The 15,168-nt window shown below is 39.5% G+C and carries 16 protein-coding genes; 6 read left to right on the top strand and 10 right to left on the bottom strand.

Features of this window, described 5'->3' with window-relative positions; all coding sequences use genetic code 11:
• Position 1: 1 nt before the first annotated feature.
• From NSQ61_RS14050 to NSQ61_RS14025, 6 genes are all read right to left on the bottom strand, one after another.
• Positions 2-235 carry a 4-oxalocrotonate tautomerase gene (locus NSQ61_RS14050; protein ID WP_257790172.1) on the bottom strand — a complete coding sequence of 78 codons (234 nt, stop codon included), beginning with the start codon at positions 233-235 and terminating at the stop codon, positions 2-4.
• Positions 236-1,021 carry a 2-keto-4-pentenoate hydratase gene (locus NSQ61_RS14045; RefSeq protein ID WP_130157905.1) on the bottom strand — a complete coding sequence of 262 codons (786 nt, stop codon included), beginning with the start codon at positions 1,019-1,021 and terminating at the stop codon, positions 236-238.
• 14 nt (positions 1,022-1,035) lie between these two features.
• Positions 1,036-2,082 (bottom strand): 4-hydroxy-2-oxovalerate aldolase, encoded by a 1,047-nt coding sequence (gene dmpG, locus NSQ61_RS14040; protein ID WP_445659452.1) that lies wholly within the window; start codon positions 2,080-2,082, stop codon positions 1,036-1,038.
• Positions 2,075-2,959 (bottom strand): acetaldehyde dehydrogenase (acetylating), encoded by an 885-nt coding sequence (locus NSQ61_RS14035; protein ID WP_066247144.1) that lies wholly within the window; start codon positions 2,957-2,959, stop codon positions 2,075-2,077. The genes dmpG and NSQ61_RS14035 overlap by 8 nt, the downstream gene beginning before the upstream one ends.
• A gap of 20 nt (positions 2,960-2,979) precedes the next feature.
• Positions 2,980-3,765: a 2-keto-4-pentenoate hydratase gene (locus NSQ61_RS14030; RefSeq protein ID WP_340807368.1), complete on the bottom strand. Its 786-nt coding sequence runs from the start codon at positions 3,763-3,765 to the stop codon at positions 2,980-2,982.
• A gap of 85 nt (positions 3,766-3,850) precedes the next feature.
• Positions 3,851-5,311, bottom strand: a complete 1,461-nt coding sequence (locus NSQ61_RS14025) for an aldehyde dehydrogenase (RefSeq protein WP_063388380.1) — start codon at positions 5,309-5,311, stop codon at positions 3,851-3,853.
• A gap of 211 nt (positions 5,312-5,522) precedes the next feature.
• Between NSQ61_RS14025 and NSQ61_RS14020 the strand changes: the two genes are divergently transcribed.
• Together NSQ61_RS14020 and NSQ61_RS14015 are read left to right on the top strand one after the other, a co-directional pair.
• Positions 5,523-6,302 (top strand): IclR family transcriptional regulator, encoded by a 780-nt coding sequence (locus tag NSQ61_RS14020; protein ID WP_311066782.1) that lies wholly within the window; start codon positions 5,523-5,525, stop codon positions 6,300-6,302.
• A gap of 20 nt (positions 6,303-6,322) precedes the next feature.
• Complete coding sequence (locus NSQ61_RS14015) at positions 6,323-7,261, top strand: amidohydrolase family protein (protein WP_340807366.1); 939 nt, start codon at positions 6,323-6,325, stop codon at positions 7,259-7,261.
• Positions 7,262-7,451: 190 nt separating this feature from the next.
• Here NSQ61_RS14015 and NSQ61_RS14010 read toward each other — a convergent pair whose 3' ends face one another.
• On the bottom strand, positions 7,452-8,219 hold the full coding sequence (locus NSQ61_RS14010; RefSeq protein WP_066247136.1) for an inositol monophosphatase family protein: 768 nt from the start codon (positions 8,217-8,219) through the stop codon (positions 7,452-7,454).
• Positions 8,220-8,537: 318 nt separating this feature from the next.
• On the opposite strand from NSQ61_RS14010, the gene NSQ61_RS14005 reads away from it, so the two are divergent.
• From NSQ61_RS14005 to NSQ61_RS13990, 4 genes are all read left to right on the top strand, one after another.
• A complete protein-coding gene (locus NSQ61_RS14005; protein WP_063388391.1) occupies positions 8,538-9,254 on the top strand; it encodes a FadR/GntR family transcriptional regulator in 717 nt (238 codons plus the stop codon).
• Positions 9,255-9,273: 19 nt separating this feature from the next.
• Entirely contained in the window at positions 9,274-10,482 is a 1,209-nt protein-coding gene (locus tag NSQ61_RS14000; protein WP_340807363.1) for a CaiB/BaiF CoA transferase family protein, read from the top strand.
• On the top strand, positions 10,483-11,433 hold the full coding sequence (locus NSQ61_RS13995) for a hydroxymethylglutaryl-CoA lyase (protein WP_066247129.1): 951 nt from the start codon (positions 10,483-10,485) through the stop codon (positions 11,431-11,433).
• Positions 11,434-11,593: 160 nt separating this feature from the next.
• On the top strand, positions 11,594-11,968 hold the full coding sequence (locus NSQ61_RS13990; RefSeq protein ID WP_144596870.1) for a hypothetical protein: 375 nt from the start codon (positions 11,594-11,596) through the stop codon (positions 11,966-11,968).
• 179 nt (positions 11,969-12,147) lie between these two features.
• Here the strand turns inward: NSQ61_RS13990 and NSQ61_RS13985 are convergent, their stop codons facing one another.
• The 3 genes from NSQ61_RS13985 to NSQ61_RS13975 all read right to left on the bottom strand — a co-directional run bounded on the left by NSQ61_RS13985 (position 12,148) and on the right by NSQ61_RS13975 (position 15,092).
• On the bottom strand, positions 12,148-13,083 hold the full coding sequence (locus NSQ61_RS13985; protein WP_066247125.1) for a response regulator: 936 nt from the start codon (positions 13,081-13,083) through the stop codon (positions 12,148-12,150).
• A 31-nt stretch (positions 13,084-13,114) separates the two neighbouring features.
• On the bottom strand, positions 13,115-14,380 hold the full coding sequence (locus tag NSQ61_RS13980; RefSeq protein ID WP_340807359.1) for an ATP-binding protein: 1,266 nt from the start codon (positions 14,378-14,380) through the stop codon (positions 13,115-13,117).
• A gap of 61 nt (positions 14,381-14,441) precedes the next feature.
• Complete coding sequence (locus tag NSQ61_RS13975; protein ID WP_066247189.1) at positions 14,442-15,092, bottom strand: amino acid ABC transporter permease; 651 nt, start codon at positions 15,090-15,092, stop codon at positions 14,442-14,444.
• Between the last annotated feature and the right edge of the window lie 76 nt (positions 15,093-15,168).

Raw genomic sequence — 15,168 nt, 5'->3', positions numbered from 1 at the left:
ATTATTTTCTTACTTCAGATGCGGGTTTGCCCGCAATTCCCCAATGGGTTTTTGGCACCTCTGTCACTAAAACGCGGATGTTTTCTTTTGGTGAATCGAGCGTTTCCGATACAGTATTTGTTACATTTTGAATTAACTCCTTTATTTTCTCTGGCGGCCTGCCCTCCATGATTTGAATAGTAACAAAAGGCATGTCATCCCTCCTATCAGGTAAGAAATTTTTTTCTTTCGCTATTTAAACAACATGGAAGCTTACTTCGCCCAATCCGTCAAATTTTCCTGTGACATAGTCGCCTTTGTTTATCAAGACGGCGCTCGTGATTCCTCCTGTTAGAATGACATCACCTGCACGCAGCTTTTGTCCTTTTCGTGATAACATATTGGCAAGCAGAGCGACGGAATGGGCAGGATGGCCAAGCACAGCGGCTCCGGCTCCTAACTCTTTTATTTCGCCGTTTATGGAAAGAGTCGATCCAACTAAATCAAGTTCTAATCCTTCCGGCTTTTTCAAAGACGTTCCGAATACAACCCGGGATGTTGACGCATTGTCAGCGATTACATCAGGAAGCGTAAAATCAAAATTTTCATATCGGCTGTCGATGATCTCAAGAGCCGGCATCACGTATTCTGTTTTCGCAAGCACCTGTGCACCATTGACACCAGGTCCTTCAATATCTTCTTTTAATACAAAAGCGATTTCCGCCTCCACTTTTGGGTGGATTAAGTCATGAAAAGGCAATGCTCCGCCGTTATTGATCACCATATAATCGAATACATAGCCGTAAATAGGCTCATTGACCTTCATTTGCTTCATCTTAGCAAAACTTGTCAAACCCATTTTTGGACCGATGATACGGTGACCTTCATTTATTTTCATATTGACAATCTCTTGTTGAATGGCGTAAGCTTCTTCGACGGACAAATCCGGTTTTAATGAGGCCGTTACCTTTTTTACTTCACGTTTTTCCTTTTCCGCTGTTACTAAGTAGTCAGCAATTTTTTTTATATCTGCGCCAGCCATTTGCTGCATCCTCCTTAAGTATGTGCCGTTTGTTTTTGTTTTGAAATTTCAGCAGCTACATCAATAATCATATCCTCTTGACCGCCAACAACCTTTCTTTTGCCAAGCTCAACTAATATGTCGCGCGAATCAATTCCGAATTTTTTGCTGGCAGCTTGTGCATGCAACAGGAAGCTTGAATATACTCCAGCATATCCGAGTATTAGTCCATCTTTTGTAATTTCTTGCGGCTTTTCCAAAATGGGGGCTACTATGTTTTCGGCTACGTCCATAATTTTGTATAAATCGATTCCGGTGTTGATTCCTAAACGGTTGAGCACCGCGATTAATACTTCCGTTTGAGTGTTGCCTGCACCGGCGCCTAAGCAGCGGATGCTTCCGTCAATCCGCGTCGCTCCTTCTTCAATGGCTGCTAATGTATTGGCCATTGCTAGGGAAAGATTGTTATGGCCATGGAATCCGATTTCAATTGACAAGCTGTTTTTTAAAGCTTGAATCCTTTCTTTTACTTCATGCGGCAGAAAAGCGCCAGCTGAATCGACAACGTATACAACATCAGCTCCATAGCTCTCCATAAGCTTTGCTTGCTCAACCAGTTTTTCTGTTGGAACCATATGGGCCATCATCAAAAAACCGACAGTTTCCAATCCTAATTCTTTTGCGAAAGCAATATGCTGTGCTGAAATATCCGCTTCTGTTACATGAGTGGCGATTCTCGCCATTTTTACCCCCAGCTGTGCAGCTTGTTTTAATTCTTTCATTGTTCCGATTCCCGGCAAAAGCAAAACAGCAATTTTGGCATTTGTGACAGTAGATACAGCGGCTTCGATCAATTCCATTTCATTTGTTAAAGAAAGTCCGTATTGCAGAGATGAGCCACCTAAACCGTCTCCGTGCGAAACTTCAATATAAGGTACTTTGGCATCATCCAACCCTTTTGCGACGGCTACGACTTGATCCACAGTATATTGATGTCGAATCGCGTGGCTGCCGTCTCTTAAAGCGACTTCAGTAATCAGTATGTTACGTTCTCCCACGATATTCACTCCTTCCTTAAACATTCACTTTAGAAGTAATATTTTTCGCCCATTCCTCCGCCACTTTCACTGCTGCGGCTGTCATGATATCCAAATTGCCTGAATAAGTCGGCAAATAGTCTCCAGCGCCTTCCACTTCAATAAAAACTGTTATTTTATTTCCGTCAAAGAGAGGCTCTTGTCTTAAGCGATAGCCCGGTACATAAGATTGGACTACTTCCACCATATCCTTGACGGATTGAGTAATCCTTTTTTGATCGACAAAATCATTTTCTACAAGGCAATATATCGTATCTCTCATCATAATCGGCGGTTCAGCAGGGTTTAAAATAATGATAGCCTTCCCTTTTTTAGCTCCGCCGATTTCCTCGATTCCGCGCGCTGTCGTTTCGGTAAACTCGTCAATATTTGCTCTAGTTCCGGGACCGGCGCTTTTGCTTGAAATCGTTGCCACAATTTCTGCATATTTGACAGGCTGAACTTTGTTGATGGCATGAACGATCGGAATCGTCGCTTGGCCTCCGCATGTAATTAAATTAATGTTGTCGGCATCCAAATGTTTATCAATATTTACAGGAGGTATGACAGACGGACCGACGGCAGCAGGTGTTAAGTCAAGAACTTTTTTCCCTGCTTGCTTCAGCAATTTTGCATGGCGTATATGAGCTTTTGCGGAGGTGGCATCAAATAGAATATCCGCTAGATCGGGATTTTCTAAAAAACCTTTAATGCCGGTATCAATCGTGTAATATCCGAAATCTTTTGCTTTTTTTAATCCGTCCGATGAGGGGTCAATTCCGATGACCGTTGTAAGCTCCAACACATCTGATCGACGGATTTTGTACATTAAATCTGTTCCGATGTTGCCGGACCCTAAAATTCCAACCTTTACTTTATTCATAAAATTCTCCTTTCAATCTATTATTCTGTAAATGATACAGTTACATGCCCGAGATGAGCGAACCGCGCCGTAAAGACGTCTCCAGCTTGTGCATCAGCGGCTCTGGATAGAGCGCCTGATAAAATGATTTCTCCGGGACGTAATGAAATATCAAAATCAGCCAGCCTGTTGGCGAGCCATGCGACACAGTTTGCCGGATTGCCTAATGCTGCTGCGCCGACACCGGTATTGACTAGTTCCCCGTTTTTTGTCAAGCTCATTCCAATTAATTCGAGATCAACATTTTCTATTTTTTCCGGTTTTCCTCCCAATAAGAAATATCCGGATGAAGCGTTGTCGGCAATGGTGTCAGCCAGCTTGATTTTCCAATCTTTAATGCGGCTGTCGACAATTTCTAATGCCGGAACAATATAGTCAGTTGCTAAGATCACGTCTAAAGCGGTTACGTTTGGACCTTTAAGCTCCTTTTTTAAAATGAAGGCAATTTCAGCTTCTACTCGCGGCTGCAAAACTTTTTTCATGGAAATGCTTCCGCCGTTTTCAAGGACCATGTAATCTAATAAATGTCCATAGTCCGGTTCATCGACTCCAAGCAGCTTTTGCATTGCTAAAGATGTTAAGCCGATTTTTTTTCCGACAATTTTTTGACCTTGATCGACCTTTCTTTTTATATTTTCCAGTTGTATAAGATAAGCTTCTTCGGCAGTCAGATTCGGATCAACGGAAGTAAGAGGATCTGTCGCCTTGTTTAAAGCTTCAGCTTCCTGCAGTTGATTGGCAAAGTTGGCAATTTTCGTTGTTAACATTTTTTCCTTCCTTTCTCATTCAGACAGAATGATTTGGTAAGCAGGCTATTTTAACATACTCCTTATGTTTCAACGGCACCTGAAATTATAGCTTTATCGTTATGTTTGAAAGCTCTGTATAAAAATCTAAGCTGTGCATGCCGCCCGTTCTGCCAATTCCGCTGTGCTTCATTCCTCCAAACGGCGTTCGTAAATCACGCAGGAACCAGGTGTTGACCCAAATGATGCCTGCTTCAATTTGATGTGCCACCCTGTGTGCACGCCGTAAATTATTTGTCCAAATAGTTGCGCTTAATCCGTAATGTGTATCATTGGCTTGGGCTATAACTTCCTCCTCCATGTCAAACGGAGAGACAGTTACAACTGGGCCGAATATTTCTTCCCGTACGCAGCGGGAATTTCGATCCAAACCAGTTATGATTGTAGGTTCGAGATAATAACCCTTATCTAATCCGTCTGGACGCTTTCCGCCTGTTAAAATTTCTGCCCCATCTTGCTTGGCTATGTCGATGTAGCTGTTGACGCGTTCGTAATGTTCCTTGCTTACGAGTGCGCCGACATCTGTGCCATTTTCAAATGGATCGCCAATCTTTAATTCTTTTGTTTTCTTTACAAATTTTTCTAAAAACTCTTCATAAGCTGGGCGCTCTACATAAATTCTTGAACCGCAAAGACAAACTTCGCCTTGGTTAATAAAGCTTGATTTGATGGTAGTTTCAATGACTTCATCTAAATCTGAATCGGCAAAAATAATGTTTGGATTCTTGCCGCCCAATTCATATGAAAGTTTTTTCAAGGAATTAGATGCTGCTTTCATAATGGCTGCTCCTGTACCCGGTTCACCGATAAAGGAAATGGCGTCAATGTCAGGATGTTCGGCAATTGCTGCCCCAGCGGAGTTTGGACCGAAGCCATGAACAAGGTTGACAACTCCGTCCGGAACACCGGCCTCTTTGCAAATTTCCATTAATGCAGTAGCGGTTAAAGGAGTCCACTCTGCAGGTTTAATAACAGCTGTGTTGCCCATTCCTAAACATGGAGCCAGCTTCCAAGTCAATAATAAAAGAGGTAAATTCCAAGGCTTGATAATTCCCACTACTCCGACTGGGCGTCTGTGTGCATAATGAATGGCCTGATCATCTTGCTGATAAGCTTCATTCGTAATCGAAATGATGTAGTCAGCGAAGAAGTGGAAGTTATAGGCAGCACGGGGAATGTCAATTTTTTTTGCAAGAGATAGCGGTTTTCCTGTATCCAATGATTCCAATCGTGCCAGCTCATCCTGTCTTTCTTGGATTAAATCGCCAATGCGCCGCAAAATTTTTGAACGCTCCGTTAATGTTATGTTTTTCCAAGGGCCGTTCAAAGCCCTTTTGGCAGCGGAAACAGCATAGTCGACTTCTTTTTTTCCTCCTTCAGCGACTGTTCCGATTACTTCCTCAGTTGCAGGATTAATATTGTCAAAGGTCCTTTTGTTATCGGATTCAACAAATTGTCCGTTAATAAAATGCAAGCAGTTAATCGTTCCGTTTGAGTTGATTGGCATGATTCACCCTCCCGAATATCATCATAAATTTCAACTGTGACTTTAATGGTAGTTTCCCTATGTTGCACTTTCAACTTCTAAATTGCTATATATGCAACAAATATAAAAATTTTTAAAAATATCGAAATATTTAATTTTTTGCTTTTCAGTTGTTCATATATTTGATATATTCTCGTATAAAGAAAATTGATGTAGAGGGGGAGGGTGTACATTGAATGGAAAAGACGAGAAAAATCAGCTTTCTTCCATCAAAAATGCGCTGAAAATATTGAAAAGCTTTACAATGGAAGAGCCAGAAAAAAAAATAAGCGATTTATCCAATTCTCTAGGATTAAATAAAAGCACAGTCAGCAGGACAATGAAGACGTTGGCAAGTGAAGGATTTGTTTATAAAGATTCAGAAACGAAGAAATACAGATTGGGATTATCCATTTTATCTTTAAGCGGCGTGCTATTCAGCAATATGGATATTTACAGAGAATCGCAGCCTGTACTAAATAAACTGGTCGAAGCAACCGGTGAAACTGCCCATATTTCTGTATTGGACAATTTAGAAGTTGTTTATTTGCAAAAAGTAGAGTGCAATCACCCCGTAAGATTTTTAACCCATATCGGGAGACGCAATCCGCCTTATTGCACGAGCTCTGGAAAAGTTTTAATTGCATTTTCGGAAAATGAAACGGTCGAAAAAATTATATCTAAAGGGTTAAAGCGTTTTGCAAAAAATACGATTACGGATCCTGAGAAGCTGAGAGATCATTTAAAAAAAGTAAGGGAGAATGGGTATGCCGTCAGCATTGAAGAATTGTCCGAGGGAGTTAATTCCATTGCCGCCCCGATTTATGATTATACCGGAAAGGTTATTGCAGCACTTTCTGTAGTCGGTCCAAAACAACGAATCAATTCTTACAAGCTTAAGGCGATGGCGAAACAAGTGATCGCAGCAAGCAAGGAAATTTCTGAAAGAATGGGGTATTTGAATTTTTCATAATTTGGTGGGAGAGTGGAGAGATGTATGATTTTCATACACATTTCATCCCTGAAGGCGTGATGGAATGGGTAAAAGAACATAAAGAAACTATTCATGCTGAATGGGTGAAAAAAGAAAAGAATAAGGAAGAGTTTTTGATTGTTAATCAAAAATGGGGATTTGAATTAAAAAAATCTTTTTTAGATTTAACCCTTTTTTTAAACGAACAATTGAAAGCGGGAGTTCATCATTCCGTCATTTCGCCGATACCGCAGCTTTTTATGTACGAGTTTCCGGAAGAAATCACTGCTGAACTATCCGGCGTGTATAATGATTCATTAGCGCGGCTTGTGCAATCGTTCCCGGAAAAATTGTCTGCGCTGGCAACGGTTCCGTTAAATAACCCGGATAAAGCTGCACAAATCTTGAACGATGCGATGGGAAAAGGGTTAAAAGGAGCCATTATCGGTCCTGGGGCAGCTAATCATATGCTGTCAGATGAATTTTTTATCCCATTTTTTGAAGAAGCCGATCGGTTGAAAGCGATTGTTTTCATTCATCCGTTATTGAGCGAAGATCCTCGCTTGAAAAGAAGAATGATGCCAAATTTAATCGGTGTTCCGTGGGAAACAACGATTTGTGCTACAGATCTTTTATTAAGCGGATTGATTGATCGATTTCCAAATGTGAAAATATTATTTGCCCATGGCGGAGGATTTTTGCCTTACCAAATCGGCAGAATTGAAAAAGGATACGAAGAATGGGAAGCGGTTTCAAAAAAATTAACATCCTCTCCGAAAGAATACTTAAAGCGTTTTTGGTATGACAATGTTTTGTGGGAGCAAGCAAGCATTGACTATTTAGTGCGAATAGTGGGAGAAGATCGAGTAGTGCCTGGCTCCGATTTTCCGTTCGACCTTTCTGTCTGGCCTCCAAATGAAAAGCATTGCAAAGGGGCAAGTTCATTAATAGATTTTTAAAAGCTTTTCGTCTTTTAAGCCAGCAGGCTGGACAATCAATCGCTAAATGATTTATCTTTTGAATCATCGTTCCGGTTTTTGTTAGCAAAACGTTATTTCACGAACGGGCCCAGCATCATGAAAACGGAAATGTCGTTGTATTATATGGCAGCAGAAAAGCATAAAAGCAGTCTAGACTTGCGGACTGCTTTTATGCCGTTGTGTGCTGAACAGGCAGTAAAGGTGCTATCTCGTCTATTATTTTTTGATCAGCAATGACAGTATAATTTCCGATCGTTTGTATAGCTCCGCCCGCTTCGCACACAAGCAGCTGTCCAGCAGCAATATCATAAAAATTAGGCTTATAGTAGACTGCGATATCAAGTTTGCCGCAAGCAATGTAGGCTAAAGTGACAGCAGCTGTTCCGATCATTCTGACTCGGTAAACGTCGTTTACAATGTTTTCAAGCAATGAAATGCGCTCTTTATTCGTTTGTTTATTGGCGTCCTTTGCAAAATCGCCAATGGAAATAAAAGCTTCCGCCAGGCTGGCATTTCGAATGTTTATAGCATTTCCATTTAAATAGGCTCCTTCTCCCTTTGCTGCCCAATACGTTTCCCCAAAAGCAGGCAATGATATAGCAGAGACGACTGGATCATTTTGATAGGTTAGGGCGATGGAAACTCCGTAAAGCGGAACGCCGAAACTGTAGTTGATGGTCCCGTCAATAGGGTCAATCACCCATTCAAATTCATCCTTTCCCCCAATGCTGCCGGCTTCCTCACTGAATATGCGGTGATCAGGATATGTCTCCTGAATGCGATCAATGATCAGCTTTTCAGCTTTCAAATCCATTTCAGTCACAAAATCTTTTGCTGACTTTAATGTTTGCTGCCCAGCTTTTCCTGCATACGGCCGAATCAATTCACCGGCCTCTTTAGCTAACTTTATCGCAAAAGGCAAATATTGCTTATACATTGCGTTCCTCCTTCGGAAAAGTGAATCAATGATTGATTGCTATTAATTAATCATAATATATTTCAAGAAATTTAGGAATAGATGGAATGTTAACACACACTTGCTTTAGAAGTGTAATGAAAAGTTTCCACATGAGAAATGAAATGCCCTGGATAAGAAAAATCATCTTACATCTTGCATTGAACGCTTTTCTCTTCATATCTTACGGTGTTTTACATGTTCGATGGTGCAGCGGCTTGACGATTTAATGACAGAATATTATAATTTTAATAAAATTGGACTGCCCAACAGTCCGGAAAAAATGAAAGGAACATGTTTATGAAATCCAATATATTTAATGAGCTCACCAATACGAGAGTTTACGAAAAAATTGTTGATCAAATTAAGCAGCTGATAGAAGAAGGAAAACTAAAACCAAATGACCGCCTGCCTCCGGAGCGTGAATTGGCGAAAATTCTCGGGTGCAGCAGGACTTCTTTGCGGGAAGCATGCAGAGTTTTAGAATCGGAAGGAATCATTATTTCAAAACCAGGCGGCGGACGGTTCGTTCAAAAAGTCGATCAAAGCTTGATTCTGAAATATCAGATCAACCCTATTGATGTACTCGAAAAAACAACAGTGATTCAATTTTTGGAGGCCCGGGAAGCATTGGAGCCAAAAATTGCTGAAATAGCATGCGAAAGGGCAACGAAAGAAGATATAGAAAAGATGGAAAAAGCATTGAAATTAATGGAAGAAAAGTTGAAAAATCCGGAAGAGGAAATAGATGCAGACAGCAACTTTCATTTATCTCTCGCCCAAGCGACACATAATTTTGTGTTCATCTCATTTATGGATACGAATTTGAATTTATACCGCCAAGTGCGAAAGCAAACGTTGCAGTCGCAAGCGCGTTATTCTGAATCTTTTTTTGAACATGAAGCGATTTTGGAAGCCGTGAAACAGAAAGATAAAGCAAAAGCATCGGAAGCGATGAAAGTCCATTTAAGCAATTTGCGAAGCAATGTATTAGGCATGCTGCCAGAGAAAAATTAATGTTTTGGAGGGGGATACGATGGAAAAAGGAAAATATGGTCCGTTAACAGGAGTAAATATTTTGGATATATCGACTATGATCGCTGCTCCTTTTGGGGCAACGCTGTTAGCTGACCTTGGTGCCGAAGTGACGAAAATTGAATTGCCCAATAAAGGTGATACTTTGCGGACTGTAGGCCCTTGGAAGGGGAATGAGCCGCTCAGATGGCCAGGGCTTGCCCGCAACAAAAAATCAGTTACTTTAGATATACGGAAAGAAGAAGGAAAAGAAATTTTAAAAAAACTTATAAAAAATACGGATATTTTAATTGAAAACTTTCGCCCCGGTACTCTTGAAAAGTGGGGGCTAGGGTATGAAGAATTGAAAAAAGCAAATCCTAAATTGATTATGGTTCGAATCTCCGGCTACGGTCAAACAGGACCGTATCGCGAAAAAGCCGGGTTCGGAACTCCGTGCACCGCTTTCAGCGGCCATACTTATATCCAAGGGTATCCGGACAGACCGCCTGTCAGCCCATCTTATTCATTGCTTGATTATATCACTGGTGTATATACTGCATTTTCAGCGGTCAGTGCATTATATTACCGTGATAAAAATGATGATCCAGAAGGGCAAGTAGTCGAAATGGGATTATATGAATCGATTTTCCGAATGCTCGAATTTTTAGTAGCTGAATATGACCAAAACGGTATAGTAAGAGAAAGAACACCCGGGTTGGCCGGACATTCAAGTCCAGCAGGAACATATGAAACGAAGGATGGAAAATATGTTGTTCTTGTTTGCAGTACTGATTCAACATTTAATCGGCTTGCAGAAGCAATGGAACGAACAGATATGCTTGAGGATGAACGTTATTATACAAATTCACAACGTTTAAAACATGACGATGAAGTACAAAAGATTGTCTCTGACTGGATACGCCAGTTTACGCTGAAGGAGCTGCAGGAAAAATTGGATTTGTACGGTGTGCCTGTCAGTCCGATTTTAAGTATTAAAGATATTTTTGAAAATGAACATTATCAAGCTAGGAAAAACATAGTAGAAGTTGAGCATCCTCGGCTTGGAAAAGTAAAAGTGCCGGGCGTCGTTCCTAATTTTTCAAAAACTCCTGGAACCATTCGTTACCGCGCTCCTGAGCTTGGAGAGCATAATGAAGAAATATTATGCGGAAAATTAGGGTTATCAAAACAGGAGCTTGCCGAGTTAAAAGAGAAAGGAGTCATTTAAATGAGTGATGCCATGTTTCCTGCAAGGGTCATCATTTGTGAAGTTGCGCCGCGCGACGGGTTTCAATCAGAGGATCAATGGATTCCGACTGAACAAAAAATAAAAATTATCCGTGCGCTTGCGAACACAGGAGTTCAATCGATAGAAGTGACATCGTTCGTTCATCCAAAAGCAATTCCGCAGTTGAAAGACGCCGAGGAAGTTGTGAAAGGGATAGAAGATTTAACGCATATTAAATTTCGTGCTTTAGTGCCAAATGTAAAAGGGGCCCAAAGAGCAATTGCGGCTGGAATAAAGAAATTGAAGCTTATGCTCTCGGCAACAGATTCGCATAGTTTATCAAATGCAAACTGCCTTGTGGAAGAAGCGCAAAGAGGATTTGAACCTATTGTCGATTTGGCGCAAAAACATAATGTTGAAGTAGGAGGATCAATTTCCGTTGCATTTGGATGTCCGTACGAAGGAAAAGTGCCTTTAGAAAAAATAGTAACAATTGTAGATCGATATAAGAAAATGGGGATAACTGAAGTTTCGCTTGCTGACACGACTGGAATGGCCAATCCAAAACAAGTCTATCAATATCTTGGCGTATTAAAAAAGGAATTTCCTCACATGACTTTCTCCATGCACTTCCATAATACGCGCGGAATGGCGTTGGCGAATGTGGTTGCCGCTTTGCAGCAAGGTGTCATCCATTTTGACAGTTCTGTCGCAGGTCTCGGCGGATGCCCATATGCACCAGGAGCAACGGGTAACATTGCAACAGAGGATTTAGTTCATTCACTAGAAGAGATGGGGATTGAGACTGGAATTCATTTAGATCGCATAATTGACGTTGCAAAAGATGTAAGAAACATGCTCGGTCATGATGGAGGAAGCTACATGCTTCAGGCAGGACCTTGTTCGAAATTGAGTCCAAAACCAACTGCTCAGGAAAAATTAGAAAAGTAAAATGATTGGTATGGAAAACATATTTTTAGATCGATCTAATAAGATCGATCAATTTTTTGCCGTCAAAAAAAAAGAGCCAGTTGAAATGCGTAAACCCAATCTGTTAGGCATTGAATAAAGAGTCATAGCAGGGCAGAAAAGTGACAGGAGCTAAAGACGGTTGTTGAAAACGAAAGAGCAAGAAACTCGAATGGTGAATTCGAAAACTCTGGCGATGACTCATTCGCTGTATCAAGGAGAACGTGGAATTCTGGGCAAGATCCCTGCCGCAACGTTCCTTGACAACATGATCATTTGTTCGGGAAGACGACCGACAGGAAGACTTGCCGGATTTACCTGCCACGTCAAGCCATCAGATCCATGTTTCTATCAAAGAGGGAAATTTACAAAAAAATTTGGACTTAACCGATTGTTATATTATATGTTATCGAAGGCTTTCCACATAAAAATCCCTTCCATGAGCTTTCTTTTTTCGGTCAACTATAAAGGGTATCATATCATTCGTGCGGTGGTTAAGTTTTTTATTGTGCAGTAGACATAGTATGATGATCATTGCTTTCTTGCAACTTTATATTCGGCGGATCATTTCCCTTATAAAAGAAAGGATTAAGATATAACATGTGTCAACAGATTGCCGGGAATAGATTCCAATTCATCGGTGGAGGTGGACAAGAGATGCTGATGAAAAATAATTTTTACTATATATGTAAGAAACTAGTGGAAATTCATTTCTTCTTTTGTCTCCAAATAAAGTGCAGTTATAAATTTTTTTATGCTCAATCGGCATTTTGTTGTCTTTTCTCCATTTTTTAGTTCCTCCATTCGTTGGCGGATTTCTTCAAAATCAAATAAACGGGGGGCGTAATGTTCGAAATTAGGGTTTGTATAATCAGTTAATCCAATTGAAGCTAAATTGGTGAATGTTTGTAAAACTATTCGGCGAATACGCTGTTCCATGGCACGCAATTCCTTTTGTAGAGATTCTTCATCAAAATGATTGCCAGATTGCAGCAAAATTTGTTTGTATAAGTCTTTTAATTGAGGAAGGTCGTGTATATTTTTTCCATTCTGTTCTCGAGCCTCTAGCCATTTTATCACTGCTAATATGTCAGAAGTTCCCGTCTCGCCAGCAATGCCTAAAGTGAGAAGGAGATGGCAAGCTTTTTCCTCAATCGAATGCTTTGCAGAATATGTAGAAGCTTTTAAAAATGTTTGCTGATCTTTATCTTTATCATCCATTACTTCTAATAAATTGCGAATAGATATAAGTGAAGAAGATAAGGCAAGATGGTTGGCAACTCGTTTTAAAACGGAAACAACTTCGTATTTGTTAATAGGTTTTTGAATGTATGTGTCGACACCCTGCAAGTATGCTTCACCGACCATTTCTTTATTTTCAACTTGAGAAATCATAATAAAGGGACCGGTGAATCCTTCGCTTCTCAATTTTTTCATTGTTTGAATGCCGTCTAGTCGAGGCATCAATAGATCAATTAGAATAACATCCACATTTTTGAGTTGATCGATTGAAACATTAATCCCATCATCTGCTTGCCCGATAACTTTTCCAAGCCCGCTGTCTGTTATTATTTTTTCCAACATTCTTCTAACAACAGGATCGTCTTCAATTAGGAAGAAGCGAAGGTACATCATGTTCCCCCCTTTCTTTATTATGGAATACCTATGTAAGCGTTTTAAACAGCTGATCTTTTGGTATCGTTACTATAAATTGAGTAGGTGGTCCTTTTTCATTTGATAATTGTATTGAACCATTTAAATTTTGTACAATTTTTTGGGCGTGTGTCAAACCGATTCCTGTTGATGGATTCCCGTTTTTGTCAAATTTTGTTGTAAATCCGGGTTCAAAAATCCAGTCTTGATCTTCCTCGGATATACCAATACCGGAGTCGGTTACGAAAAATTTTATGCTGTGATTATCTTCCACTACACGCAGTTCAACCCAACCTGAATGATGTATTGCTTCGACTGCGTTTGAAACAAGGTTGTTTAATACAGATAGAAGAGCATATACATGGTTAGTACATGAGTCAATATCACATTTTTTTTGGAATTGAATTGACTTTTCTAAAGCTTCTGCATATTTTTGATTTGTTTTAATAACTAAATCGCAAATATCTGTAATGGAAATATGAAGGTTTAGTTGCTCTTGACTCATTAGTTTAGATAATCCTGCCAAAATCTTTTGTGAATCTTTTTTCACTTCATGAACATGTTCAGCAATATAAAGGGCTGTACTTGCCTCTTTATTTTCTAATTCCATTAAACGCATATATAGTTGATAGCTTTTTCTAGTAATATCTTCTAGATGGCTCATTGATTTCCGCAAAAAAAATGTTTCTTCATAAAGGCTTGTATTGATCATAACGAGACGTTCGAGTTCATGTTGTCGCGCTTCGCTTATGGCTTTTAATTGAGAAAAATTTAAAATATTGTAAAGCCCTACTGCGCAAAAACTTCTTAAAATCCCAAATAAAAGTAGCATCCAAATAGTTTCTAACGTGAGGGTAAATTGTTCTTGTATTAGTATGCGAAAAGATAATTCCACCATATTAGATGAAAAATCAATGCATGCTCCAATGATTCCTACACGAATGGGAGTTTTTAAATATTTTTGAATTTTTGTAACATAAACGAGTAAAGTAAAATTAAAATAGTAAAAGGCAGCGGGTAAATGGATAAAGAAACTGTCGATCCAAAAGACTCGCCCTAATATAAGATCGATCATCATCCGAAACAGCAAAACAAAAATGCCAGTACTAAATCCAGTTACAAGGATAGGAGCAGATCGAAATGATAGTAATCCAAAGAAGAAAATTGCACTTCCTAATGAAAATCGAAAAAAATTATCAAAAGGATTGATTTTCATTTCTCCCAGAAGTGCAGTAGTGAAAACAAGGACAACAAGTGTCCAAAGGCGGTTATTCATCGCATTCTCCCTCATAGACAATTGTAATACCATTATGGCCAGAAACCTACGAAACGTTTATTTAGATATATTTGTTTTCCAACCGTCTTGAAACTAATGATAATAAATAATTTACAGTAAAATACATGAGAGCAACTAAAATAAAGATCGGAATGACATAGTTGATATTTTTACCATTAATGATTTGTGCATGATTCATTAATTCTGGTAAAGAGATCACGACAGCAAAAGAAGTATCCTTTAGTAGTGAAATGAATTGACTGACAATTGGCGGAACCATCCGGCGTAAAGCTTGCGGCAGTATAATATACCATAAAGTTTGCAAATAATTTAATCCAGAAGAACGAGCAGCTTCTATTTGACCTTTTTCAATGGAATTTAATCCACCTCGAACAATTTCTGACAACATAGTAGATTCAAAAACTACTAATGCTAAAATGGCAGCGGCCATTTTATCTAATTTTAATCCTATTTCTGGAAGAGCAAAAAACGTAAAGAAAATAATTAATAATAACGGTAAGTTTCGAATCGTTTCCACCCAAACGGCCAGTAGGTGACTAATGACCGGAACTTTTGTGTAACGCAATACACCGATCATGATGCCGAATATAAAACTAAGGGTAATGGATATAAAAGCAACAAGTAGGGTGACAGAAAATCCTTTCAAAAGAAATATGATATGACTGGGAGAATAAGCACCAATAAAATCCATTTTGTTTTCCCCTCCCTCTATAATTTCTCCCAATTCTTTAACACCTATAGATTCTTAACCTCATGTTAATGGATAC

It is taken from the genome of Aeribacillus sp. FSL K6-1121 (assembly GCF_038003725.1).
Classification (GTDB): Bacteria; Bacillota; Bacilli; order Bacillales; family Aeribacillaceae; genus Aeribacillus; species Aeribacillus composti.
This window is presented reverse-complemented; position numbering and strand designations above follow the sequence as displayed.

Coding starts and splice junctions, on each gene's coding strand:
- NSQ61_RS14045 (WP_130157905.1), bottom strand. CDS start 1,021: ATGGCTGGCGCAGATATAAAAAAAATTGCTGACTACTTAGTAACAGCG.
- dmpG (WP_445659452.1), bottom strand. CDS start 2,082: ATGTTTAAGGAAGGAGTGAATATCGTGGGAGAACGTAACATACTGATT.
- NSQ61_RS14035 (WP_066247144.1), bottom strand. CDS start 2,959: ATGAATAAAGTAAAGGTTGGAATTTTAGGGTCCGGCAACATCGGAACA.
- NSQ61_RS14030 (WP_340807368.1), bottom strand. CDS start 3,765: ATGTTAACAACGAAAATTGCCAACTTTGCCAATCAACTGCAGGAAGCT.
- NSQ61_RS14025 (WP_063388380.1), bottom strand. CDS start 5,311: ATGCCAATCAACTCAAACGGAACGATTAACTGCTTGCATTTTATTAAC.
- NSQ61_RS14015 (WP_340807366.1), top strand. CDS start 6,323: ATGTATGATTTTCATACACATTTCATCCCTGAAGGCGTGATGGAATGG.
- NSQ61_RS14010 (WP_066247136.1), bottom strand. CDS start 8,219: ATGTATAAGCAATATTTGCCTTTTGCGATAAAGTTAGCTAAAGAGGCC.
- NSQ61_RS14005 (WP_063388391.1), top strand. CDS start 8,538: ATGAAATCCAATATATTTAATGAGCTCACCAATACGAGAGTTTACGAA.
- NSQ61_RS14000 (WP_340807363.1), top strand. CDS start 9,274: ATGGAAAAAGGAAAATATGGTCCGTTAACAGGAGTAAATATTTTGGAT.
- NSQ61_RS13995 (WP_066247129.1), top strand. CDS start 10,483: ATGAGTGATGCCATGTTTCCTGCAAGGGTCATCATTTGTGAAGTTGCG.
- NSQ61_RS13985 (WP_066247125.1), bottom strand. CDS start 13,083: ATGTACCTTCGCTTCTTCCTAATTGAAGACGATCCTGTTGTTAGAAGA.
- NSQ61_RS13980 (WP_340807359.1), bottom strand. CDS start 14,380: ATGAATAACCGCCTTTGGACACTTGTTGTCCTTGTTTTCACTACTGCA.
- NSQ61_RS13975 (WP_066247189.1), bottom strand. CDS start 15,092: ATGGATTTTATTGGTGCTTATTCTCCCAGTCATATCATATTTCTTTTG.